Source organism: Paenibacillus sp. ACRRY (genome assembly GCF_022346995.1).
GTDB lineage: Bacteria > Bacillota > Bacilli > Paenibacillales > Paenibacillaceae > Paenibacillus.
Window position 1 is genome coordinate 504,160 of the sequence record NZ_JAKRNM010000002.1, and the last position, 23,328, is coordinate 527,487.

The following is a 23,328-nucleotide window of genomic DNA, read 5'->3' on the forward strand; positions in this document are numbered from 1 at the left end:
CCGGTAAGTAATGAAAGCTTGTGGAGCTAAAGTAGTGTAGGGATCAGAATCGATTCTGAAGAAGCGAAGCGTTCGCGTTTATCCCCGGATTTTACCATTGTGTAAATGGATTAAAAAATCTGGGGATAACAGCGATTGGAAGAACGATCTGAAACCGAAACGGTCACAATAGCACGTACTGGCTCTCTAAGCTGCTAGGGTACTACCATCAACCGGTTTACTTATACAAGCATGAACAACGAAAGGAGCTGACTGTGCATGCAAGCATGGTTCGCATCACACCCGATCGTAGCCTACATCGTCATCTTTGTGCTGATTACTTACGTATATAATAAGGTGTTTCGGGTACGTCAGAAATTGCCGCTCGTTAAGGAAATCTTTCTTTATCTACTGATGGCGATGGGCACATTCATGCTTCTTATTTTTCAGATCGATAAGCTCCCGATTATTCAATGTTTGCTGGTAGCCGTTGGTTTGATGCTGTTAGTGCGAGTGCGCTATTTCATCGAAGGTCGTCAAAAGAAAAAGGCGGAAGCTGCCGCCAGAAATTCATAAAATCTGTCTCTGTATAGACCATCCGTTTTCCTTCGGGAAAGCGGTTGTCTTTTATTTGGACAAAAACAGATGTGATAAAGGTGTTGAAGATATGAACTCGAATTCGAACGGACTGCCTCCGCGTAGACAGGTACCAGCCAATTCCGGAGCTTCAGGGTCTAACAACAGTAAAGGTAAGCCACCCAAAAAGAAAAAGCGAATGCGCACATTTGCTAAATTCGTTTTGAGCCTTTTGGTGATTGCCATCATTGTAGGTGGGGGATATCTCTACTGGGTATATAATCAGGTGGCGGACACCGGCATTGATAAACCAGTGCCTCCAGGGATGTCGGCCAAGACCAAGCCCATTACCATGCTGCTGTTGGGTACAGATAACCGCCCTGAAACAGGAACGTACCTGTCCGATGTTGTCATGGTAGCAGCTCTGAACCCGGATACCAAAACGGCCACGATTGTTTCCTTGCCGCGTGATACGCGGATTGAACTTGAAGGATATAAGGCAAACAAACTGAATTCATACTATCCTAAGTTTAAAGCCCAGGAGAAGACCTCAGGTAAGAATGCCGAGGATCAGATGAAAGAAATGATGGGCAAATATTTTGATGTCGATATCAATTACACAACGGTGCTTAACTTCCAGGCATTCCGCGATGCTGTTGATGCCGTGGGTGGTGTGGATGTGACGGTCGACAAAAATATGTGTTACCGGGATACGGCCGACAATACAGATATTAACCTGGTTGCAGGTGACCAGCATATGGACGGCAAACAAGCGCTCGACTTTGTGCGTTACCGCAAATCCAACTGTGATCCCAAAACGGCTGAATCCAATGACTTTGACCGTAACAAGCGTCAAAACCAGGTACTGAACTCCATGCTGGATCAGATGAAGTCGCTTGGTGGTGTGACGAAGATCAGCAAAGTAATTGGTGCGGTTGATGACAACATGACAACCGACGTGGAATCCGAACAGATGAAAAACTTTATTTCGACGTACTGGAACATTTCTAAATCTGATGTGCACTATACGCCTGTGACCGGGGACTGGAGAAGTCCTTATGTTTATGTGAATGAGACAGAGTTGGCCAATGCGAAGCAAGCCTTACAGGATACGCTCTCAGGCAAAGTAACAGCTACTCCGGCGGCGGAGTAGCTGGGGGATTGGAAGCAAGTTTCCGGGTATGTTATAATAACATCATTCATAGTATCAAGAATTGCATAAAGAAGGTTAGGGAGGGCTGGTTTAATGTCCGAAGCCGTCACACAATTGACTGAATCTCTTTTGCAGCAATTCAAGAACGAAACGTTCGTACTCCTGAATACGATAGACATTGAATCTGGAGGCCCGACATCCACTGCAATTTCCTGGATCTATGCGGAGAATGCGTCCACACTTCGGGTCGCTTTGGATCATCGTTCACGTCTTGTGAACAATATGAAACAAAATCCGTTGATTACGGTTACGGTATTTGGAGAAGAAACGGTCTATGCGATCAATGGACGTGCTTCCGTTCGACAGGATCCATTGCCAGATGTACCCTTTAATATGTGCTGTTTCGACATCTCCATTGAAGCGGTCAGAAATGCCCTGTTTTATGGAGCCCAGCTATCTTCTATGCCTCAATATGTCAAAATATACGATCAGCGTGCTGCTGAGAAATTAGATGAGCAGGTTTTTGCTGCCATGAAAAAAGCCTAGTGAGAAATCACTGGGCTTTTTGTTGCTTTTTGTCGGTGGTATGCTGCTGCATTTGCTGCTCTTCAGGAGCCTGATCATCTGGGTTTTGACGGACCTTGACGTCTTTCGGGAGCTGTGGAATAATTCTTCCCACCATATCAGCTAGTTCAGAAGCAAAACCGGATATGGGATGTCCTTGGCGGATATGCTCTCCGATCTCCCTGATTCGTTCGGTAACATCCGCATCAGCGGTAACAATAGAATCAACACCTTCTGGATCTTTGCGCAAAGCTTCTGCAACGGAATATTTAATTGTTCCTACACGGGCACGTTCCAGTTCACCATCTACATCAATGCCAACGACCGCTGTATTTCCGAGAATAACGCAATTGGCGTCTTTCACACCTTCCACTTGCTTGGCAAGTGTCTTGAGATGGGTGATTCGATTTTCATTGGTCATGCGGCCTGTCTGGTTATCATCGGCAACGTTCAGTTCATGAACTTCACCCGTATTCTCATTGAAACGATCAAGGCGTGAAGGATTCATTCGATCATCCTCTGTATAGAGCATGTGGGATCCGTTTTGTTGATCTTGCCGTGTTGTAACATTCCCTCCGTAACCCCTCGCATGAGCCCCTTGCTGCTCTTGAGAGGCGTTGCGTGTAGTGTTGTTGCAGCCTGTAAGTATAAAGATCAGAAGCAGTGTGCTAACCCAATATTTCATAAATGTTCATCCTTTCTTGGAGTTTTTCAGAATGGTTGCAATTATTTTGTCCGAGACGAATACATTTATGTATGGGAGCATGATTGTCCATGCCGCTGCTGAAAGATCACACGATCACAGATGAACTTGGGAATGAAAAAAAAAGGACTGCTTGTGCATGGAAAACCTATGATCTAATCCGGCATTCCTGAGTTCACGTTCCAAACCATGCCTTTAACGACGCCGCTTTGGAGGGGATTGAATGAAAAAGATTTTTGTATTGGATACCAACGTGCTTCTGCATGACCCCAATGCCATTTTTGCCTTCGAGGAACATGAGGTAATCATTCCCGCGGTTGTACTGGAGGAAATCGACTCCAAAAAAAGAAATGCTGATGAGATTGGTCGCAATGCCCGAAATGTATCGAGATTGCTTGATGGTCTGCGTGAGCTGGGTCACCTGCACAGTGGTGTTCCTCTCGCCAATGGAGGTAACCTGAAGGTCGAACTGAATCATCGCAGCTTTGTAAGGGTACAAGAAATGTTCGGTGAAATCACCAATGATAACCGAATCCTGGCGGTTGCCCTGAATTATCAAATTGAAGAAAATGAGAAAGAGGTTGTGGAACGGCAGGTTGTGTTGGTTAGCAAAGATGTACTCGTGCGGATCAAAGCAGATGTACTCGGTCTGTTCACTCAGGATTACTTGTCCGATCGGACAGCAGGGCTTAGTGAACTATATCCAGGCTATACGGCCTTGAAAGTTCACCCGTCGGTAATCGATGAGTTTTACACATATCGTTTTCTGCCAATTAAACCATTGCAGTTGTCCTATAAGCTGTATCCCAATGAATTTGTGATTCTTAAGGATGAAATGGGCACCAACAAATCAGCGCTGCTGAAGGTGAACACGGAGGGAACCAAACTTGAGCCGCTGTTCCTAAGCAATGATAACGTGTGGGGGATTAGCGCTCGAAACGCTCAACAGCGTATGGCTCTGGAATTACTTCTGAATGATGATATACCACTAGTGACCATTACGGGAAAAGCCGGGACAGGAAAAACGTTACTGGCCCTCGCTGCAGGTCTTCTTAAGGTGGAGGATGACCATAAATATAAAAAGTTATTGATTGCGAGGCCAGTGGTTCCCATGGGTAAGGATATCGGTTATCTGCCAGGGGAAAAGGAAGAGAAGCTTCGACCTTGGATGCAGCCTATATACGATAATCTGGAGTTTTTGTTTGATACAAAAAAGGCAGGAGACATCGATAAAATTTTGATGGGGCTGGGCAGTATACAGGTGGAAGCATTAACGTATATTCGCGGACGTTCCATACCTGGTCAATTTATTATTGTGGATGAAGCCCAGAACCTATCGCGTCATGAAGTAAAAACCATCGTATCGCGTGTAGGTGAAGGCAGTAAAATAATTCTGATGGGTGACCCTGAGCAAATCGATCATCCATATCTGGATTCTGCGAGCAATGGTCTGACTTATGTTGTGGAACGATTCAAACAAGAGGGCATTAGTGGACATATCATGCTTGAAAAAGGGGAACGGTCGAAACTGGCTCAATTGGCAGCAGATTTGTTATAAGTTTAAGCGGATATATTTCCCGGGAAAATATAAAAAAAGATCGGCTCACTGGAGCCGGTCTTTTTTTTGCTGAAATATTTAATAAGAGTTATTGCACAGAACTATATATTCTCTTAGTATGCAAAATCTCAAAAATATGTTTTTTGGCAGGATAGGACAGGAGTACTACTTTTTTGTTACAATAAACTTTACAGGAAAAATATAGGGAGCGAGGAGGAGAGTTAATGAAGCGTAGACATCAGGTTGTTTTATTTGCAGTGCTGCTGCTTTCATTGACGATCCTATCTCCAAGCTTTGATTTTAGAGGAGTACCACAGAGCCAAGATCAAGATCAGGAGAATGATGCATTTCCCAATGCTATATCGCGTAGTGAGAATCAACAGGCGCCGGTTGAGATTGTCGTTTCGATGTCTGAAAGTGAGTTTCAGGTGTTCTCGACAATCGCAAAACAAGTAGCTGCTGCGCGGATGGTGAAAATCAATCTACGGAATCTGGAATCGGATACATATCAGAAGGTGTTGGATGACGAGTTGGCTGTAGGGGACAGCGGGGATATTATCCTGCTTGATAGTGCGGAAATTCAGGGTTACGCCAAAAGAGGGCATCTGTACCCTTTAAATGCAACAACGTTGTCGAAGGCGCTAGGTGACTCGGTATCTCAATTACGGGATAAGACAGAGTGGAATGGTTATCAATGGGGAATGCCATTTGATTTTGACCCTTACGTCCTTGCATCACGGTCCCAATCGCTTGCTGATGCTAGTTTGGAACGGTTACCGCAAAACCTGGATGAGTGGACTAGGGTTATTAATCAAATGGAGAATAAGAGCCGGAAGTTACTTGCGATCAACATCAATGATGCTTACGCTGCAGATGCTTGGTTAAATGAGTTTGGGTCTGGAGTCGCTCCGAGTACGTTAAGAACGGCAACGGAGTCGCATACAGTCGGGGAATATGAACAAGCGCTGCAGGTGCTGAACCGAGTTCAGCCTTATATCCAGGTCCAAAATACCAATCTGAGTTTTGCTGATAAAGACATGCAGGAAGAAGCATTAATGATTGTGACACCGTTTTCTCAACTGGTGAAGGATGATCTGGTATTAACTGAAGATCGTCTAACGAATCGGATCATGTTTAAACCCCTTGCACCTGTACCATCCAGGAGTTTCGTGATTACGTCGGGTTCACATGAAGCAGAGCAGGCCAGTCGATGGATTGAAGGCATGACATCTGCTTCCGTGCAATCAGACTGGTACCAGCAGGCTCATCATTTGCCTGGTCAACAGCAGCAATTGAACACAGAGTCCCGAAAGCTCTCAGTCGAAGAAAAAATGATGAGTAGTAATGGTCAGGAATGGTTTATGTCCAAAACATCTGAAACCGCTGTGATGGAGAACCCGGAGCAAGTATTGCAATTCAATGAGAAAGTTCAACAGTTTCTTCATGGAAAGATTTCAGCGAATCAGTATGCGAATGACATTTTAAATATACAGCAATCGTCAAAATGATATGGCGAGTTTAACTTCAAGAACCCCTTTGCTTGTCGATACATCTGTAGCTTTCACGAAGGACAGAATCTTCTGTGGGTAGAATCCTAGATCGAATTCCTTTTCAAGCATACGTCTTGTCGTATCAGGTAGTTCCAACTGGTTGAAAACAAGTTTATCTACATGAAAACGAATCGAATTTTGAGGTTCATTTTCTACCGTATAATGACCTTCAATACTGAGCTGTAACTGATCACGTTGTCCGGAGGCGGTAATTCGGTCCTCGTCAAACTGAAAGGCAAAATCTTCGAAGATCGGGTTCTGTTCACGCAGGAATTGATTCAGATCTTCTTGTCCAATGCGAATGGTATAAGCTGTTCCAGTTGTGGAAATTCCGCCATTCTGTTCTTGTATAAACTCAGGGAGATTTTGCATGGCCGTTGCTAGTACTCTGAAATAACGTTTGACCTCATATATACCAACATTCTCCCAATAAATGGTCAATTCCTCCATTAACTTTTGAATGGCTGCCGGGTTCCCGCTTGCCGATACCTGTCCATCAACTTCCTTCTGCAATGCAACCACACGCTCTCGCTGACTTTCCAAATTGGTCTTTAATTCGTCCAGCTCAGCCGAAGTCTGACTTATTTTCGTTGAAGTTTCCTGCATGCTGCGATAACGATCCTGATATTTGCTTAGCACTGCCTGATCTCTGCCAATAATAATTTGGTAGTAGTCAAATAGGATAAACAAGTCTTTGAACGATCTGGCCCCGAGAACCGTCATGAGAAGGCTATCTCGTTCTCCAGTGTAATACGACCTAACCACAGCTCCTGCCCGATCTTGCTGGATATGTATTTGATCTTCCTGTTCCTGAAGCTGAACATTCAATTCTTCCTGCTGTTGATTGAGTTCCTTCTGCCTTATGGCAATACGTTCAATTTCATGATCAATCTCCACGATGGACAGACTCTTCTGCAAAATTTCACGTGTTTCCTCAGGTGAAGGTTCTCCATAGGCATATGTCGATGTAAGTTGGCCAAATAGTAACATGCATATGATTAGAGCACAAATGCTATATCGACGGTTCACCGTATCATTCTCCTTTCCTCTAAGTACAATATTCATTGTACAGGCTTCTGTCTTCCAGACAATATATGAAATGAAATCTTGAAATATCCTTAGTGGATACATAACACTGAAAACAACCCATTAATCAGACAGCCATAAAGGAAAAACAAAAAAGCGAAACGGCAAATGCCCGAATCGCTTTGATGCTGTTGGCGGATTAAAGCGGCAACCCCATTTGGAACACAGTCCAGTAGCTGAACCCTGTGAAGGTAACGATCATATAACCCCAGAAGAGCAATATGTACGTTCTTTCGGTAAATTTTAAATACCCCAAAATGACGAAAAACGCAGTCTGCAGGAAAAAAAGCAAAGCCATCTCGACCAAATCTCCCGCAAAAGCCATCAGGCCAATCGTTAGCGTGAAGAACCCGAGTACCCGAAACATGCGTGCCACGGTTAGTCCTCCTCTCTATGTACGATCATAGATTGTCTACACAACATTATACCGGGAAAGGAAAAAGGTGTAAACAGAATTGGATATGAAAGCGAATTCTTTTTTATCGAAACAGTGAGCAAATAGGTCATCTTTTCCATATGTAAGGTATGAGTGCTCGCAAATATGGATATACATTTTAGTATGAAATCAATTCTATGAACTCTATGAGAGGCATAAGAATGAATGAAGCAGCTTTTATACCTAATTCACAAACCGGGAAACCGGTAATGAGGACGGTTATTTTAGGATGTTGTTAGGAGGGTATTATAGCATGACTGCAGTGAGACAGGATGCTTGGAGTACAGAGGACGATTTGATCTTGGCTGAGGTGACTTTGCGGCATATTCGGGAAGGCAGCACACAACTCGCGGCCTTCGAGGAAGTAGGCGAAAAAATAGGCAGAACCTCTGCCGCTTGCGGTTTTCGCTGGAACAGCTGTGTGCGTAAAAAGTATGAGTCTGCGATCAGCAATGCGAAGGCACAGCGTCAAAAGAGAAGTTATCTCCGAAAACAGCCAGCTTTGCTTGGACCACAGGTCGCAGCTCTAGCTACACTTGATACGGAAGAAAACCTGTACAAGGCAGATGGAGTTTCAGAAGACTCTCTATCCATTGATGCAGTAATTCGCTTTTTGCGCCAGTGGAAAGGGACAGTTCAAGAAAATGGACGTCAACTCAAAATGCTCGAAAAGGAACTTCGTGAAAAAGAAGATGAACTCCATGAGCTTCGCTGTGAGAATGATCGTTTATCCAAAGAAGTGAATGAAGTGCAAACCGATTACCGTGTAGTAAACGATGATTACAAAGCATTGATTCAGATCATGGATCGTGCACGCAGGCTTGCTTTTCTGGCTGAAGAAGAAGAGGAGCTAAAAACTCGTTTCAAAATGGATGCCAACGGCAATCTGGAACGAATTGAATAACGGATCAAGTTGTAAGAATGACGATATTTGATCAGACCCGTCACATCTCCGTTACAAACGGCAGGTAAGACGGGTTTTTTGTTTGAAGTATTTGTTCTATTATATATAGAAGTAATTATTGAGAGTGGAAGAGGGATGTTCATGGTAATCGACGTTGTAGGAGCAGGCTCACTTGGTCTTTTATATGGAGGGAAGCTTCGGGCTGCAGGTCATGCAGTGCGTTTTTGGACAAGGACGCCTGAACAAGCGGAAGAACTGCGTGTGCACGGACTAACGATTACAGAGCAAGGTAAGAAGACGAAGTTGCTTCCTCAGCATATTCAGCCTTATCCGATAACCGAATTATCTGCTCACTGGCATGATCAGCCTGGTGACTGGCTTCTCCTCATGGTTAAGCAGACAAGTATAGATGATGTTATTCATATCATGGAGACAATGAGAGATTATACCCTTAATATTGTCTGCTTCCAGAACGGAATGGGCCATATAGAGAAAATACAAGCTGCCTTGCCGTTGTCCAGTATATACCGGGCGGTAACTACTGAAGGTGCCAAGAGAGTGGAGTACGGGGTTATTCGGGCTGGTGAGGGGGAAACCTGGTTTGGTAGAGATGTACATACGAAAGAAATAGAAAAAGACACCTCAGGGAATCTGGAAGAAGTTCGGTTGGAAGCACTATTGCAGCAGGCAGGATTTAACTGTACAGCGTCGAATCAAATCGATAAGCTGATATACAGGAAGCTTCTGATCAATGCTGTCATTAATCCACTTACCGCGATATGGAGAATACCCAATGGAGAATTGCTTCAGAATGATTATCGCTTAAAGGTTATGCGCCATTTATATGATGAAGCTTCAGCCATTTACAAGGCAAGCGATATTATTGTGGGTATCGACATGTGGGAGGAAATTCTATCCGTTTGTCGATCGACGGCTTCGAACACATCCTCAATGCTCGCAGATGTAATGCAAGGACGGCGTACCGAAGTGGAATCAATCAGTGGGCAAATGGTACAACTGGCGCATCGGTGTGGGTTGACTGCTCCGCAACATGAATTAATGCTTCATCTGATCGAAGGAATTAGGCCGGAAGGAGTGAGTTAATGGGTTTTTTTATCGTGCTGAGCATACTACCGTTTTTTCCGTTTCTTATTGTGTACTGGGCCATGTATGGGTGGAAAAAGGATAAACGAGCTTCACTTCGCACCGCGATGGATGTAACTACGGTTTTTCTGATTTTCTCTGTTTCGGCGTTATTCAACTTAACATTTGATTCGAATTTTGGATTTTATTTAACAATGATACTCATACTAATTGCACTTGGATTGATTGGAGGGGCTCAAAATAGGTTGAAAGGAAAGGTCGATGGGGGTCGAATGTTCCGGGCCGTTTGGCGCATGGCCTTTGTTATGATGAGTTTTGGGTATGTCTCATTTACTATATTTGGCTTATTTAGATACTTAATGAAACAGATGTAAGGTTACATAACGCAAAACGGCTAAAAAATGTGTCGATTTTGTCGAAAACTGAAAAAAACATTACTTTCTGAAAAAGTAATGTAGATTTTTTTGACCGGTGGTTGTATAATCTATAAACATAAACCACATCAATTTAGGGGGAAAGTGTTAGATGAAAAGGAAAAGTCTATTAGTCCTTTTGACGCTGATTCTGGCGTTCGGTACCGTACTTGCAGCGTGCGGATCGAAAAATGAAGGCACAACAAGTAACACGGGAACTGGCTCTGCAGGCGAGGAAAGCGGTCTCGCAAAAGATCAAGTGCTGAAAATCAACCTGACAGCTGAACCTCCTACGTTGGACCCGGCTCAGGCAAAAGACAGCCAAACCAACACTGTTCTGAAATTCTTGTATGAAGGTCTTGTTCGCATCGATGAGAATGGTAAAGAAGCACCAGGCGTTGCGAATGACTGGACAATTTCCGAAGATGGTTTGAAATATGTGTTCAACCTGAACCCGGATGCTAAATGGAGCAACGGTGATGCAATCACTGCTGAAGACTTCGTTCGCTCTTGGGAACGTGCATTGAAACCGGAAACGGCTTCCCCGTACGCTTACCAACTGTACTACATCAAAGGTGCTGAAGGTTACAACCTCAGCAAAGACGAAACATACAAAGGTACTAAAATCACAGATTTCTCCCAAGTGGGTGTAAAAGCTACTGATGAGCACACACTGGAAGTAACGTTGGAAAACCCAACACCTTACTTCTTGGGTCTGACAGCATTCTACACGTACTACCCAGTACATCAATCTGCTGACACAAACGATAAATTCTTCACAGACTACAAAAACATGATCGTTAACGGACCATTTGTAATGGATCAATACGCTAAAGGTCAAAAAATCGTAGTTAAGAAAAACGAAGGCTACCACGCAGCTTCCGACATCAAATTGTCTGAAATCAACATGTCCCTGACAAGCAGCAGTGCTTCCGAACTGCAAGCTTACAAGTCTGGACAACTGGATTACACTGGTGCACCTAACGGTGAAATTCCAACTGACCAAATTCCTTCTGTAAAAGCGGAATTGCCGGATGAGTTCAAAGCAACTGGTATTGCAAGTACTTACTACTACCAGTTCAACGTTAATGAAGCTCCATTCAACAATGCTAAAATCCGTAAAGCTTTCGCAATGTCAATCGAGCGTCAATTGATCGTTGACAAAGTTACACAAGGTGGACAAGTTCCTGCATTTGGATTTGTACCTCCAGGTATCCGCGGTGAAAACGGCGAATTCCGTGATGAGCACAAAGATGACTACTTCACTGAAAATGTTGAAGAAGCAAAAGCATTGCTTGCTGAAGGTATGAAAGAAGAAGGATACACAACTTTGCCAGCTGTTACATTGATCTACAACACTAGTGATGCTCACGCGAAAATCGCGCTTGCTATTGCTGATATGTGGAAGAAAAACCTTGGTGTTGACGTGAAAACTGAAAACCAAGAGTGGGGCGTATTCCTTGAGAACCGTCAAAACCAAAACTTCCAAGTAGCTCGTGCAGGCTGGTCTGCAGACTACAACGATCCGTACAACTTCTTGGAAATGTGGACTACTGGTAACACAAATAATGATTCCAAGTTCAGCAACGAACAGTATGACAAAGATGTTAAAGAGACTGTGAAATCTGCTGATCCAGCTGCTCGTATGGCTGCATTTGCTGATGCTGAGAAAGTCCTGATTCAAGACGAAATGGCTGTAATGCCAATCTATTACTACACTAACGTATCTTTGACTAAGCCTTACCTGAAAGGCGTACAACTTGATTTCAGTGGAGCAATTGACTTCACTCGCGCATATCTGGAAGAGAAATAAGTTGTTCTGAAGTCTATATGATTACTTCGGGATATATATGTGGAATTCCATATATATCCCGATTTTTTTGTATGTGCACCGATTTTCCTTATAATTCTTGAAATTTCCGATAAATGGATTGGACTTTATTCATGTCTAATTCTACAATCGATTTGTATACAAAATATTGTTTTTGGAGGTGTGCAAGGGTTGGTTAAGTACGTGCTGAAAAAATTGCTATTTATGCTGCTATCGCTTTTCATACTCGCATCAGCAACCTTCTTCCTGATGAAGGCCATTCCGGGTGACCCTTTTACATCCGAGAAAAAAGTATCGCCTGAGATTCGGGCACTACTGGAAGAGAAGTATGGGCTGGACAAACCGATGTATGAACAATACCTGAAGTATATGGGTGGAATTCTCAAAGGTGATTTTGGTGTTTCGATGAAATATCTGAATCAAGAAGTAACCGACATGATCACTCAAACGTTTACAGCATCTCTGAAACTGGGGATCTTTGCAATCGTGATCTCTGTCGTCGTTGGGGTTTTGCTAGGACTTATCGCTGCAGTTTACCATCGTAAGCTGATAGATGATGTCACGATGATCCTGGCGGTTATTGGTATCGCGGTACCGAGCTTCTTGCTCGCATCTCTGCTTCAATACGTTTTCGCCTTCAAACTGGGCTGGTTTAACGTTATGGGATTCGACGGACCGCTTGACTATGTACTTCCGGTTGCGGCATTGTCTGCATCCCCGATTGCCTTTATCGCACGTTTGACGCGTTCCAGCATGCTCGAAGTACTGCACGCGGATTACATCAAGACAGCGAAAGCCAAAGGTCTGAAATGGCCTGCAATCATGTTTAAACACGTTATTCGTAACGGTATTCTTCCCGTTGTAACTTATGTGGGTCCGATGACAGCTAACATCATCACGGGTTCCGTAGTTATTGAGCAAATCTTTAACATCGGGGGAATTGGTAAAGTATTCGTAGAAAGTATCACGAACCGGGATTATACAATGATCATGGGGATTACGATTTTCTATGGTATCCTCCTGATGTTGGCACGTTTCCTTACAGATATCGCATATGTGCTGATTGATCCTAGAATTAAGCTGGAAAGCCGGAAGGGGGCATAACGTTGTCTGGCACGAACAATAACAATAAAGAAACGGCGAACACTGCCCTGGATAGTCAGGCAGCGGTGAAATCGCAAGAAAGTGTATCGTTATGGAAAGACGCCATGTACAGACTTGCAACCAACAAGGCCGCGATGATCAGTTTGGGCATTCTGGTTCTTGTTGTCATCTTCTCTTTGATTGGTCCAACTTCGTTATTCACAAGTTATAATTATTATTCTAATGATTTGCTTAATGCCAATGCAGCGCCAAGTGCGGAGCACTGGTTCGGAACAGACGAGCTCGGTCGTGACGTATGGGTAAGAACGTGGGTAGGTGCACGTGTATCCCTCACTGTAGGTTTGGCTGCTGCCTTGATTGACCTTGTCATCGGGGTAATCTACGGAGCGATTATGGGCTTCTACGGTGGACGTGTTGATGGTATCATGAACAAGTTCTCCGAGATTCTCTATTCCTTGCCATACATGCTCGTTGTAATCTTGTTGCTCGTTGTTTTGGAACCAAGTCTTACGACGATCATCATTGCCCTTACGATCACAGGCTGGATCAGCATGTCCTGGATTGTACGTGGTGAGATTATGCAATTGAAAAACAGAGACTTTATTCTTGCAGCGCGGTCCATGGGCGCAAGCACAGGACGTCAATTGTTCCGCCACTTGCTGCCAAATGCAGTAGGACCAATTCTCGTAACGCTGACTCTATCTATTCCAAATGCCATCTTTGCTGAAGCATTCTTGAGCTTCCTCGGATTGGGTGTATCTGCACCGAAATCTTCCCTGGGTTCGATGATCAATGACGCATTGACAGGCTGGACGCTGTATCCTTGGCGGATGTGGTTCCCTGCAGGTCTGATGGTACTTACAATGCTTGCATTTAACTTGCTCGGAGACGGTCTGCGTGACGCACTCGATCCGAAATTGCGTAAATAGAAATAGGAGGTGGGATTATGGAGCCAATCTTAACAGTCAAAGACCTAAGCGTGTCATTTACAACACGTTCTGGTGAATTTGATGCCGTTAAAAATGTTAGTTTTGAACTTGGCAAAGGAGAGACGCTGGGGATTGTTGGTGAGTCCGGTAGTGGTAAGAGTGTTACCGCCCAAACCATCATGAAGTTGATTCCCTCCCCGCCTTCGAAGGTCAAAAGTGGAGAGATTACTTTTCACGGGCAGAGCCTGCTTGGAAAAACAGATAAACAAATGGAAGCGATCCGCGGTAAAGATATCGGGATGATCTTCCAGGATCCAATGACTTCATTGAATCCTACAATCAAAGTCGGTAAACAAATTACCGAAGTGCTTCGCAAACACCAAAACATGTCCAAAAAAGAAGCGGAAAAACGCGCTCTGGAAATGTTGGAGCTCGTGGGTATCAAAAATGCAGCAATCCGCATGAATCACTACCCACACCAATTTTCCGGTGGTATGCGTCAACGTGCAATGATCGCTATTGCCCTGGCATGTCGTCCATCCCTTCTGATTGCGGATGAGCCGACAACGGCACTCGACGTAACGATTCAGGCACAAATTCTGGACGTTATGAAAGATATGCAGCAAAAGCTTGGAACTTCCATCATGCTCATTACCCATGACCTTGGTGTAGTAGCCGGTATGTGTGATCGGGTTGTCGTTATGAAGGAAGGCGAAGTTGTGGAGACGGGAACGACAGCTGAAATTTTCAGCAATCCTAAGCATCCATATACGATCAAATTGTTGAACGCCTTGCCTCGTTTGGACGAGCCTAAGAAAGAAAAACCGACTCCGGTTGGTATTATCAAAGGTGCCAACAAGCCGCTAGTTGAAGTGAAGAACCTGAAACAATACTTCAATTTGGGTAAAGGAAACATTCTCAAAGCGGTTAATGATGTCAGCTTTGATATTTTTGAAGGCGAAACCCTCGGGGTTGTAGGTGAATCCGGATGTGGTAAATCCACAACAGGACGCACGATTCTTCGCCTTTATGAGCCAACGGGCGGAAATGTAAACTTTAACGGAACGGATATCTATAAGCTGTCTCCACGCAAAATGAAAGAAATGCGTAAAGACATGCAGATGATCTTCCAAGATCCATATGCATCACTGAATCCACGTTTCAACGTTATGGATATTATCGGCGAATCACTTGATATCCATGGACTGGCTTCCAGCGGTAAAGAGCGGAAGAAACGTGTAGAGGAGTTGCTGGATCTCGTAGGCTTGAATCCAAGCCACGCGCTTCGTTATCCGCATGAATTCTCCGGTGGTCAAAGACAACGGATTGGTATTGCCCGTGCGCTTGCTGTGGATCCTAAATTCATCATCTGTGACGAGCCTTTGTCTGCACTTGATGTATCCATCCAAGCTCAAGTGGTTAAGTTGCTCGAGGAGCTTCAACAGCGCCTTGGTTTGACTTACCTCTTCATTGCGCATGACTTGTCCATGGTTAAACATATCAGTGACCGCGTTGCTGTTATGTACATGGGTAAAGTAGTTGAGCTGGCAGAGAGTGAAGAACTTTACTCTAACCCGGTTCACCCTTACACCAAAACATTGCTATCTGCTATTCCTGTACCCGATCCGGAAGTGGAAGCAAACAAACGCCGCATTTTGCTGCCGGACGAACAGTCTGGACCAATCCAAAATGGAGCAACTGGTCCTGTAAACGATCCGTATAACCTGGAGAATGCTCAATTGATCGAGATTTCCAAAGGTCACTGGGTTTCCGAACCATACGTTTAAGGAATTATATTCCGTTTGGACTTATTGATGTTATTAAACCGCCGGCTTGTTCGGCGGTTTTTTAATTTTTTAGGTGACTTTCTTTTGACGAAGTGGCCTGTAGTTCGGTACAATCAAGAAAGGCTCTTTGAAGCAGAATAGGAGGCAGACCTCATGAAAGGTATTACCGAGGCACTCCGCAGCGGAACACAACTTGCAGAAGATTATATCTGCTCACGTGATGCTGCGCGGGGCCTTTACGAGTATGACATTCACTGGGAGTCCGGACTTCATGCGCGTGCCGAGTGGCTGGATCAATCGGAGAACACACGTGTGGATCGCGAGAACCTGGTAGAGTATTTACGTATATATAACAAACGTTTGAATGATCACGAAGCCGTACATCATTCTATCGCACGTTTGGCCGAGAAAGGTACGTTTGTAGTTACTGGTGGGCAGCAGAGCGGCTTGTTGACAGGGCCGTTATTTGTCATCTACAAAGCTGCGAGTGTCGTTGCAGCTGCCCGTGAAGCTGAAGCCAAGCTCCAGCGCCCAGTGGTTCCCGTATTTTGGATCGCTGGTGAAGACCATGACTGGGATGAAGTGAATCACACATATCTGCCCGGTCACAACGGTGAAATGACCAAGGTCAAACTGCATGGACGGTTCGAAGGCCGAAATTCGGTGAGTGGAGTTACGGTTGAAACGGAACAATGGATGAACGTAATCGAGCAGGTAGAGCATCTTCTGCCGGATACTGTACATAAACCAGGATTAATGGAGATGCTCATCTCGATCCATCAGTCCAGCTCGAATCTTAGTGATGCTTTTGCGAGAATGGTGTCAGCATTGTTTGGCAGTACTGGACTTGTCCTTATGGATGCCGCGGATTCCGGATTAAGAGAACTGGAACAACCCGTATTTGAGCGATTGATTCGCGAGAATGGCTCATTGCGTGAAGCTTATTTGCAAGGTGCTTCCGTGGTTCAGGAAGCGGGCTATCCAATGCCGGCAGAAGTCGCTGAAGACGGAGCAAATTTGTTTTATATCCATGATAAAACCCGGTTGCTCCTGTTCCTGAAGGATGGTTTGTATACGGATCGAAAAGGGCTAGTGTCTTTTACGGAAGAACGATTGCTTCAGGAGCTGAGGGAACATCCCGAGAGATTCAGTAATAACGTGCTCACTCGGCCGTTAATGCAGGATTCCGTGCTGCCTGTAGCTGCGGTGATATTAGGACAAGGTGAGATTGCTTACTGGGGATTAACCAGAACCGCATTCCGCCAGTTTGGTCTGCAAATGCCTATCTTGCTGCCGAGGTTGTCCTTCACCATTTTGGAGGATGTCCATCACAAGCACATGAATCAATATCAGCTTTCCTTCCAAGATGTGCAATATCATATGGAAGAAAAAAGAGAGAAGTGGCTTGCAGGACAGGAAACGTTCCAAGTCGAGGAGCAATTTGAGCAAGTCCAGCAATCCTTTGCTGAGCTTTATCGTCCATTGCTTGATCAGCTTGCGCAAATTCACGCTGGACTGGATCGGATCGGAGATACGAATCTGAGGAAGATCAACGAACAGATTCAATATCTGCAAAAGCAAACACAGAAGGCGATCGCAGATAAACATGAGGTTGGACTCAGACATTGGAACGGCATACAGAACTCCCTCTTTCCTATGAACAAACCACAGGAACGAGTGCACAATGCACTTTTCTACTTGAACCGTTACGGAACCAAGTGGATTCAGGAGCTCATTGAGAACGGACGTGAATTCCGGGGTCAACATCAAGTAATTGAATTGTAACTGTGTGGTTCGCAGCAGACCTTTATAATAGAAGAAACAGATAAACGAGGAGGACGGGGCATGACTACACCTGCATTGCAAAACAGTATTGTTAAGGATATGGGACTCGCTTCAGAAGGACACTTGAAAATCGACTGGGTTGAAGCACATATGCCTGTATTGAACCGCATTCGTCGCCAATTTGAGCAGGATCTGCCTTTCAAAGGATTAAAGGTTGCCATTTGCCTTCACCTTGAAGCTAAAACAGCTTACCTGGCAAAAGTCATTCAGGCTGGCGGCGCAGAAGTGACCATTACACACAGTAACCCGCTGTCAACTCAGGATGATGTATGTGCGGCTCTTGTAGAAGATGGTGTTACAGTGTATGCCAAATACAATCCGGGGCCAGAAGAGTTCAAGGAGCTCCAGCTTCGTGCACTGGAAGTTAAACCTGACCTGATTATTGATGACGGCGGCGACTTTGCAACCATTATCGCTTCCGAACGTCCTGACCTTGCGGCTACGATTCGTGGAGGCGCAGAGGAAACGACAACAGGTATTATCCGTCTGAAAGCTTTGGCGAAAGAAGGACAACTGCAGTTCCCGATGGTTGCGGTTAATGACGCTTATTGCAAATACCTGTTCGACAACCGTTATGGCACAGGCCAATCCGCTTTTGATGGCATTATCCGTACAACCAACCTGGTGGTAGCTGGTAAAAATGTTGTTGTAGCAGGATACGGCTGGTGTGGTAAAGGTGTGGCGATGCGTGCCAAAGGTCTTGGCGCCAATGTTATCGTAACTGAAATTGATCCAATCAAAGCGGTTGAAGCGCATATGGACGGTTTCCGTGTCATGACGATGGTAGAAGCAGCCAAGTTGGGCGATTTCTTCATTGCTGTTACCGGCAACAAAGACGTGATCACGGGTGAACACTTTGACGTGATGAAAGACGGAGCAATTTTGAGCAATGCAGGTCATTTCGATGTGGAAGTGAACAAACCTGAGCTCGCCAAACGTTCTGAGTCCATCCGCACTGTGCGTCGCAATATTGAAGAGTATCGTTTCAAAGATGGACGTAAAATGTACCTTCTTGCAGAAGGACGGCTCGTAAATCTGGGTGCAGCTGATGGCCACCCTGCTGAGATTATGGACACGACGTTTGCATTGCAGGCTTTGGGATTGCGTTATGTTAGCGAGAATTACGCTGCATTGGGTAAAACCGTTGTTAATGTACCTTATGAAATTGACCAGCAAGTTGCCAGCTACAAGCTGGAAAGCCTGAATATCTCAATTGATTCATTGTCAGCTGAACAGGAAAAATATTTGGATAGCTGGAAGTTTTAAGGTAACCCATTAATTACAAGCTGATGAACTGATTCAAAGGGTTTAAAATAGTGTATTGATGATATGGCTCATTAGCGGTTGTAAGTAGAATAACCGGTACCGGGGAAACGCCTTTGATCCTGAGCAAGAGGATCAAGGGCGTTTTTCTTATGAAGCAAATTGAAAAAAATCAGGCAAGCAAGAAGGGTTTTGATTTTTTAGTGCGAATCTATTATGCTTAGGTGGTGGAAAGTGGGGCAAAGTGGGAGAAACGGGTGAGGAGTGAGTGGGCCAATGTTTATGGGGGAGTTCCAACATAGCATTGATGACAAGGGTCGGGTTATTATTCCGGCCAAATTCCGCGAATCTCTGGGGCCGTCTTTCGTTGTCACACGGGGTTTGGACCAGTGTCTTTTCGTGTACCCTATGGAGGAGTGGGGGGTCATGGAACAGAAGCTCAAAGCACTGCCTTTGATGAAGTCGGATGCACGTGCGTTTACCCGCTTTTTTTTCTCGGGTGCTACCGAATGTGAATTGGACAAACAGGGCAGGGTAAATTTACCGGGCAATTTACGGGAGTATGCCAAATTGGACAAGGATTGTGTTGTTCTTGGCGTGTCGAACCGGGTGGAGATCTGGAGCAAAGGCATATGGGAGAGTTATTTCAATCAATCCGAGGAAGCATTCAACGACATTGCCGAAAAGCTAGTCGATTTTAATTTTGATCTATAAAGTCAGGAGGGGTGCAGGTTGTTTCACCACATAACCGTACTCAAAGAAGAGGCAACAGAGGGATTAAACATCAAGCAGGACGGTATATACGTGGACTGCACTTTAGGTGGAGGAGGACATAGTTCCGTCATTGCTTCCAAGCTCGGTCCAGGGGGAAGGCTAATCGCACTGGATCAGGATGATTGGGCTTTGGATAATGCACGCGAGAAGCTTGCTTCGTATGGAGATCGCATCACGCTTGTGAAAACGAATTTCCGTGATCTGGAACAGGTTCTGAAGGAACTGGATGTCCCAATGAAGGATGGCGTGCCGCAAGTGGATGGAATTTTGTACGATTTGGGTGTGTCATCACCTCAATTCGATGAAGGAGAACGTGGATTTAGTTACAATCACGATGCTCCGCTGGACATGAGAATGGATCAGGATGCATTTCTGACAGCCAAAGAGATTGTCAACGAATGGCCTGAAGAGGAGATTGCCCGAATTTTATATCGTTACGGTGAAGAAAAGTTTTCAAGAAGAATTGCCCGCGTCATTGTGGAAAAACGAAGCCAGGCTGTTATCGAGACCACAGGTGAGTTGGTGGAATTGATTAAGGAAGGCATCCCGGCTGCTGCTCGCCGTACAGGTGGACATCCTGCGAAACGCAGTTTCCAGGCTTTGCGGATTGCAGTGAATGATGAGCTGGGCGCGTTTGAGGAAGCATTGCATCAGGCGGTTCGGTGCCTTGCACCAGGTGGACGTGTATCTGTTATTACCTTTCACTCGCTTGAGGATCGGATTTGCAAGCAAATATTCAGCAGTTATCTGGAGAAGTGTACGTGCCCGCCTGATTTTCCGTTATGCGTGTGCGGCGGTAAAGGTGTACTGCGTTTAGTCAACAGAAAACCGCTGATTCCGACGGAAACGGAACTGGCCGAGAACTCCCGTGCACGTTCAGCTAAACTGCGCGTAGCCGAGAAACTGTAAACCAAGAGCGAAGGAGAGAGTCTTTGTATGGCATATACACGTGGTAACCTTGCAGTGAAAGAAAAAGCGACCCAAGAACGTGTGACGCAGCAGCGGTACAAGGAAACCACCAAAGTGGTGACTCGTCGTACGGGTCTTCCTGCACGAGAGAAGTTTTTGTATCTGATGACATTGATTGTCTGTATCGTTATCGGTGGTGCATTGATGTGGCGTTATGCTCATATCTACGATCTGAACAAGCAGGCTCAATCAACGTTGTCCGAGACGAGAGAAGCTGAGAAAACCATAGCAGACCTGCAAGTTGAAAAAGAAAAGCTGAACAATCTGGTTATTGAAAATGCCCGCAAACTTGGCTATGTGGAGGCCTCCGGCAAGGATGTAATCTATGTGCCTCGTACAACAAGTGCAACGAGCTCACAGGATACAGAGTCGTCTTCGGATACAGCAAGTAAGTAAAGAGGTGTACCGATGGTAAAAAGAATAAAGATGCGCACGCTGCTTATAGGGGGATGTATTACCCTCTTTTTTCTTGTACTGATAACCCGAATTTTTTTTATTCAAGTTGTAAACAGCAGTACCTGGCAAGGATATGCATCCGAGCTGGTGGAACGTGAGCAGACGATTAAAGCAAGCCGGGGGTCTATTACGGATCGGAACGGCAACATCTTGGCAACGGATGCACCGGCGTATACGGTATCGGTCAATCCCGAGATGATCCATGAACTTGGGATTGAAGATGTCGTTACGACTAAGCTCGCAGCAATACTTGGCAAGAATGAAAGTGAAATGCGTGCTTTGGTGACTGCCAAAGATAAAAATGGGAAATTTTACAAGCAACGCGAGGTGCGAAGTGAGGGTTACAAAATCAGCCCGGAACTGGCAGCTAAAGTAACCGCACTGAGGGAAGAACTGAAGGAAGATTACAAGGCTCAGAACGCCATCGTAATGGCACAGGAATCGAAGCGGTTCTATCCGGAAGAGACACTTGCTTCACACCTTCTGGGTTACATGAGTCGTGACGGCAAAGCTGTAAACGGGCTTGAAGTTTCGTACGATGAGGAACTGACGGGCACCGATGGCTACCTGAACTATCAAAAGGATGCCAAAGGCATCAAGCTTCCTGATTCCCAGGATAACTACCTTCCACCTCAAAACGGGAACAATCTGAAGCTGACGATTGATGATACCATTCAATTTTACATTGAAGATGCTATTAAAGAAGCAGTTGCTCAGTATAATCCGCTCAGTATGACCGTCATTGCAGCAGATCCGAACACAATGGAGATCTTAGGCATGGCGAACTGGCCGAATTTTAATCCGAATACTTACTGGGAAACCCCGGATCAAAAAGATTTCATCAACCATGCCACGCAGTCCATCTACGAACCAGGCTCGACATTTAAGATTGTTACATTGGCTGGGGCTGTAGAAGAGAAGCTGTTTGATCCAAACGCGACGTTTGAGTCCAAACGGATCAACATTGGGGGATTTTCGATTAGTGATAATGGCCACGCTTATGGTACGATTTCCTATCTCGAAGGCGTCAAACGTTCAAGTAACGTTGCTTTTGTTAATCTCGGTTACAACATGCTTGGCGGCGAACGTCTGCGTCATTACATAGACGAATTCGGATTCGGCCAAAAAACGGGAATTGATCTGCCGAGCGAGTCGGCTTCACCGATCAAACCATTGGTTTATAAGTCGGAAATTGCAACGGCAGCCTATGGTCACGGTTTGGTTCAAGTTACCCCGATTCAGCAGGTGGCAGCAATCTCGGCCATTGCTAACGGCGGAAAATTGATGGTTCCACATCTGGTGAAGGAAATCATCAATCCAAATGACGGAACAACTGAAGTGATCAAGCCAAAAGAGGTTCGTCAGGTCATCTCCAAGGAATCTGCAAAACTGGTCAGTGGCTATCTGGAACAGGTTGTAGCAGACCAGCAGATCGGTACCGGGCGCAATGCCTATATAGAAGGATACCGCGTTGCAGGTAAAACGGGAACAGCAAGAAAATGGGTGAACGGGGAATATAGTAAAACCAAAGACGTCGTTTCGTTTATTGGATTTGCTCCTGTAAACAATCCCAAAATTGCGATGCTGGTCGTCATTGACCAACCGAGTGGAACCAATATTGGTGGTGGTGCAGCAGCAGCTCCTGTATTCAAAAAAATTGCAAGCCAGACTCTGCAATACATGGGTGTTCCAAAAGATACAACAAAGACCACGGACAAAAAGGCAGCTGCTGTCGTTCAGACGAAGGCTCCGGACCTCGCTGGGAAAACGGCGAAACAGGCCAGAAGCCAGCTGCTGAACGCAGGCATTGCCTATGAGACTCTTGGACAGGGCGAGAGTGTAATTCGCCAGTATCCTGCTGCAGGAGAGGTTATGAATCCGGGTCAGCGAATCTATCTGCTTACCGAAGACAGCAGCAAGATGAAAGTGCCTGATCTAACTGGCGAATCACTTCGGGATGCCATGGAAGTTCTCTCGCTGATGAAAGTGGGAGTGATTGTCAAGGGTGAAGGTTATGTCGTGAGTCAAAAGGAGCAGGTCTCTGGGGAACAGCGGACCATACAGCTCATATTGCAGACTGCCAAGGCGGCAGTAACCGGGATAGCGGATGAAGATCCTGAGTCTTCTGATGCTGCATTGGAGGAAGAGGGGACAGCAGAAGATTCCAGCAAGACAGAAGAAACTGGGAACTCTGATGGGACCGAGGCTTCAACCAATGAGACGGAATCGTCTTCAGATGACGCGATTGATCCGGTTCTCCCATAGTAATCGAATTATAGCTTGTTCTAACCCCCGGTTGTCCCGAATATTCATGAATGAACGAGATCATGATTTTGGGACGAGT

The 23,328-nt window shown here is 45.2% G+C and carries 21 protein-coding genes; 18 read left to right on the forward strand and 3 right to left on the reverse strand.

Translation table 11 applies throughout. The features are described from left to right. The first annotated feature begins 258 nt into the window (after positions 1-258). The 3 genes from MH144_RS11430 (at position 259) to MH144_RS11440 (ending at position 2,254) form a co-directional block, all read left to right on the forward strand. The gene (locus MH144_RS11430; RefSeq protein WP_095289928.1) at positions 259-555 is read left to right on the forward strand and encodes a YlaH-like family protein; all 297 of its coding nucleotides are present in this window, start codon (positions 259-261) and stop codon (positions 553-555) included. Positions 556-646: 91 nt separating this feature from the next. Continuing rightward, a complete protein-coding gene (locus MH144_RS11435; RefSeq protein ID WP_239299887.1) occupies positions 647-1,708 on the forward strand; it encodes an LCP family protein in 1,062 nt (353 codons plus the stop codon). A gap of 93 nt (positions 1,709-1,801) precedes the next feature. Beyond that, a complete protein-coding gene (locus MH144_RS11440) occupies positions 1,802-2,254 on the forward strand; it encodes a pyridoxamine 5'-phosphate oxidase family protein (protein ID WP_239299889.1) in 453 nt (150 codons plus the stop codon). A 7-nt stretch (positions 2,255-2,261) separates the two neighbouring features. Here MH144_RS11440 and MH144_RS11445 read toward each other — a convergent pair whose 3' ends face one another. Beyond that, the gene (locus MH144_RS11445) at positions 2,262-2,957 is read right to left on the reverse strand and encodes a YhcN/YlaJ family sporulation lipoprotein (protein ID WP_239299891.1); all 696 of its coding nucleotides are present in this window, start codon (positions 2,955-2,957) and stop codon (positions 2,262-2,264) included. Between the two features lie 241 nt (positions 2,958-3,198). On the opposite strand from MH144_RS11445, the gene MH144_RS11450 reads away from it, so the two are divergent. Beyond that, positions 3,199-4,533, forward strand: a complete 1,335-nt coding sequence (locus MH144_RS11450; RefSeq protein ID WP_095289936.1) for a PhoH family protein — start codon at positions 3,199-3,201, stop codon at positions 4,531-4,533. A 224-nt stretch (positions 4,534-4,757) separates the two neighbouring features. Further along, entirely contained in the window at positions 4,758-6,041 is a 1,284-nt protein-coding gene (locus MH144_RS11455) for an extracellular solute-binding protein (protein ID WP_239299893.1), read from the forward strand. Here MH144_RS11455 and MH144_RS11460 read toward each other — a convergent pair. Both MH144_RS11460 and MH144_RS11465 read right to left on the reverse strand, forming a co-directional pair. Next, the gene (locus tag MH144_RS11460) at positions 6,033-7,112 is read right to left on the reverse strand and encodes a coiled-coil domain-containing protein (protein WP_239299895.1); all 1,080 of its coding nucleotides are present in this window, start codon (positions 7,110-7,112) and stop codon (positions 6,033-6,035) included. The two genes, MH144_RS11455 and MH144_RS11460, sit on opposite strands and share 9 nt — an antisense overlap. 196 nt (positions 7,113-7,308) lie before the next feature. Continuing rightward, a complete protein-coding gene (locus tag MH144_RS11465; protein WP_095289941.1) occupies positions 7,309-7,545 on the reverse strand; it encodes a DUF2626 domain-containing protein in 237 nt (78 codons plus the stop codon). A gap of 313 nt (positions 7,546-7,858) precedes the next feature. On the opposite strand from MH144_RS11465, the gene MH144_RS11470 reads away from it, so the two are divergent. The 13 genes from MH144_RS11470 (at position 7,859) to MH144_RS11530 (ending at position 23,249) form a co-directional block, all read left to right on the forward strand. After that, on the forward strand, positions 7,859-8,509 hold the full coding sequence (locus tag MH144_RS11470) for an RsfA family transcriptional regulator (protein ID WP_239299897.1): 651 nt from the start codon (positions 7,859-7,861) through the stop codon (positions 8,507-8,509). A 141-nt stretch (positions 8,510-8,650) separates the two neighbouring features. Beyond that, a complete protein-coding gene (locus MH144_RS11475) occupies positions 8,651-9,613 on the forward strand; it encodes a ketopantoate reductase family protein (protein WP_239299899.1) in 963 nt (320 codons plus the stop codon). Beyond that, positions 9,613-9,987, forward strand: coding sequence for a DUF3397 domain-containing protein (locus tag MH144_RS11480; RefSeq protein WP_095359467.1), 375 nt, complete (start codon positions 9,613-9,615; stop codon positions 9,985-9,987). The genes MH144_RS11475 and MH144_RS11480 overlap by 1 nt, the downstream gene beginning before the upstream one ends. Positions 9,988-10,138: 151 nt before the next feature. Beyond that, positions 10,139-11,839, forward strand: coding sequence for a peptide ABC transporter substrate-binding protein (locus tag MH144_RS11485; RefSeq protein WP_239299901.1), 1,701 nt, complete (start codon positions 10,139-10,141; stop codon positions 11,837-11,839). Between the two features lie 189 nt (positions 11,840-12,028). Beyond that, a complete protein-coding gene (locus MH144_RS11490; protein WP_095289949.1) occupies positions 12,029-12,961 on the forward strand; it encodes an ABC transporter permease in 933 nt (310 codons plus the stop codon). 47 nt (positions 12,962-13,008) lie between these two features. Then, on the forward strand, positions 13,009-13,890 hold the full coding sequence (locus tag MH144_RS11495) for an ABC transporter permease (RefSeq protein ID WP_371859956.1): 882 nt from the start codon (positions 13,009-13,011) through the stop codon (positions 13,888-13,890). Between the two features lie 17 nt (positions 13,891-13,907). Next, positions 13,908-15,677, forward strand: a complete 1,770-nt coding sequence (locus tag MH144_RS11500) for an ABC transporter ATP-binding protein (RefSeq protein WP_095289952.1) — start codon at positions 13,908-13,910, stop codon at positions 15,675-15,677. Positions 15,678-15,830: 153 nt separating this feature from the next. Next, positions 15,831-17,462, forward strand: coding sequence for a bacillithiol biosynthesis cysteine-adding enzyme BshC (bshC, locus tag MH144_RS11505; RefSeq protein WP_239299903.1), 1,632 nt, complete (start codon positions 15,831-15,833; stop codon positions 17,460-17,462). Between the two features lie 60 nt (positions 17,463-17,522). Then, the gene (locus MH144_RS11510) at positions 17,523-18,788 is read left to right on the forward strand and encodes an adenosylhomocysteinase (RefSeq protein WP_239299905.1); all 1,266 of its coding nucleotides are present in this window, start codon (positions 17,523-17,525) and stop codon (positions 18,786-18,788) included. Positions 18,789-19,061: 273 nt separating this feature from the next. Further along, positions 19,062-19,499, forward strand: a complete 438-nt coding sequence (mraZ, locus tag MH144_RS11515; RefSeq protein WP_017687291.1) for a division/cell wall cluster transcriptional repressor MraZ — start codon at positions 19,062-19,064, stop codon at positions 19,497-19,499. Between the two features lie 18 nt (positions 19,500-19,517). Beyond that, positions 19,518-20,468: a 16S rRNA (cytosine(1402)-N(4))-methyltransferase RsmH gene (gene rsmH, locus MH144_RS11520; protein ID WP_239299907.1), complete on the forward strand. Its 951-nt coding sequence runs from the start codon at positions 19,518-19,520 to the stop codon at positions 20,466-20,468. A 27-nt stretch (positions 20,469-20,495) separates the two neighbouring features. Then, a complete protein-coding gene (locus MH144_RS11525) occupies positions 20,496-20,924 on the forward strand; it encodes a hypothetical protein (protein WP_239299910.1) in 429 nt (142 codons plus the stop codon). A gap of 12 nt (positions 20,925-20,936) precedes the next feature. Next, the gene (locus tag MH144_RS11530) at positions 20,937-23,249 is read left to right on the forward strand and encodes a penicillin-binding transpeptidase domain-containing protein (protein ID WP_239299912.1); all 2,313 of its coding nucleotides are present in this window, start codon (positions 20,937-20,939) and stop codon (positions 23,247-23,249) included. Positions 23,250-23,328: the final 79 nt, after the last annotated feature.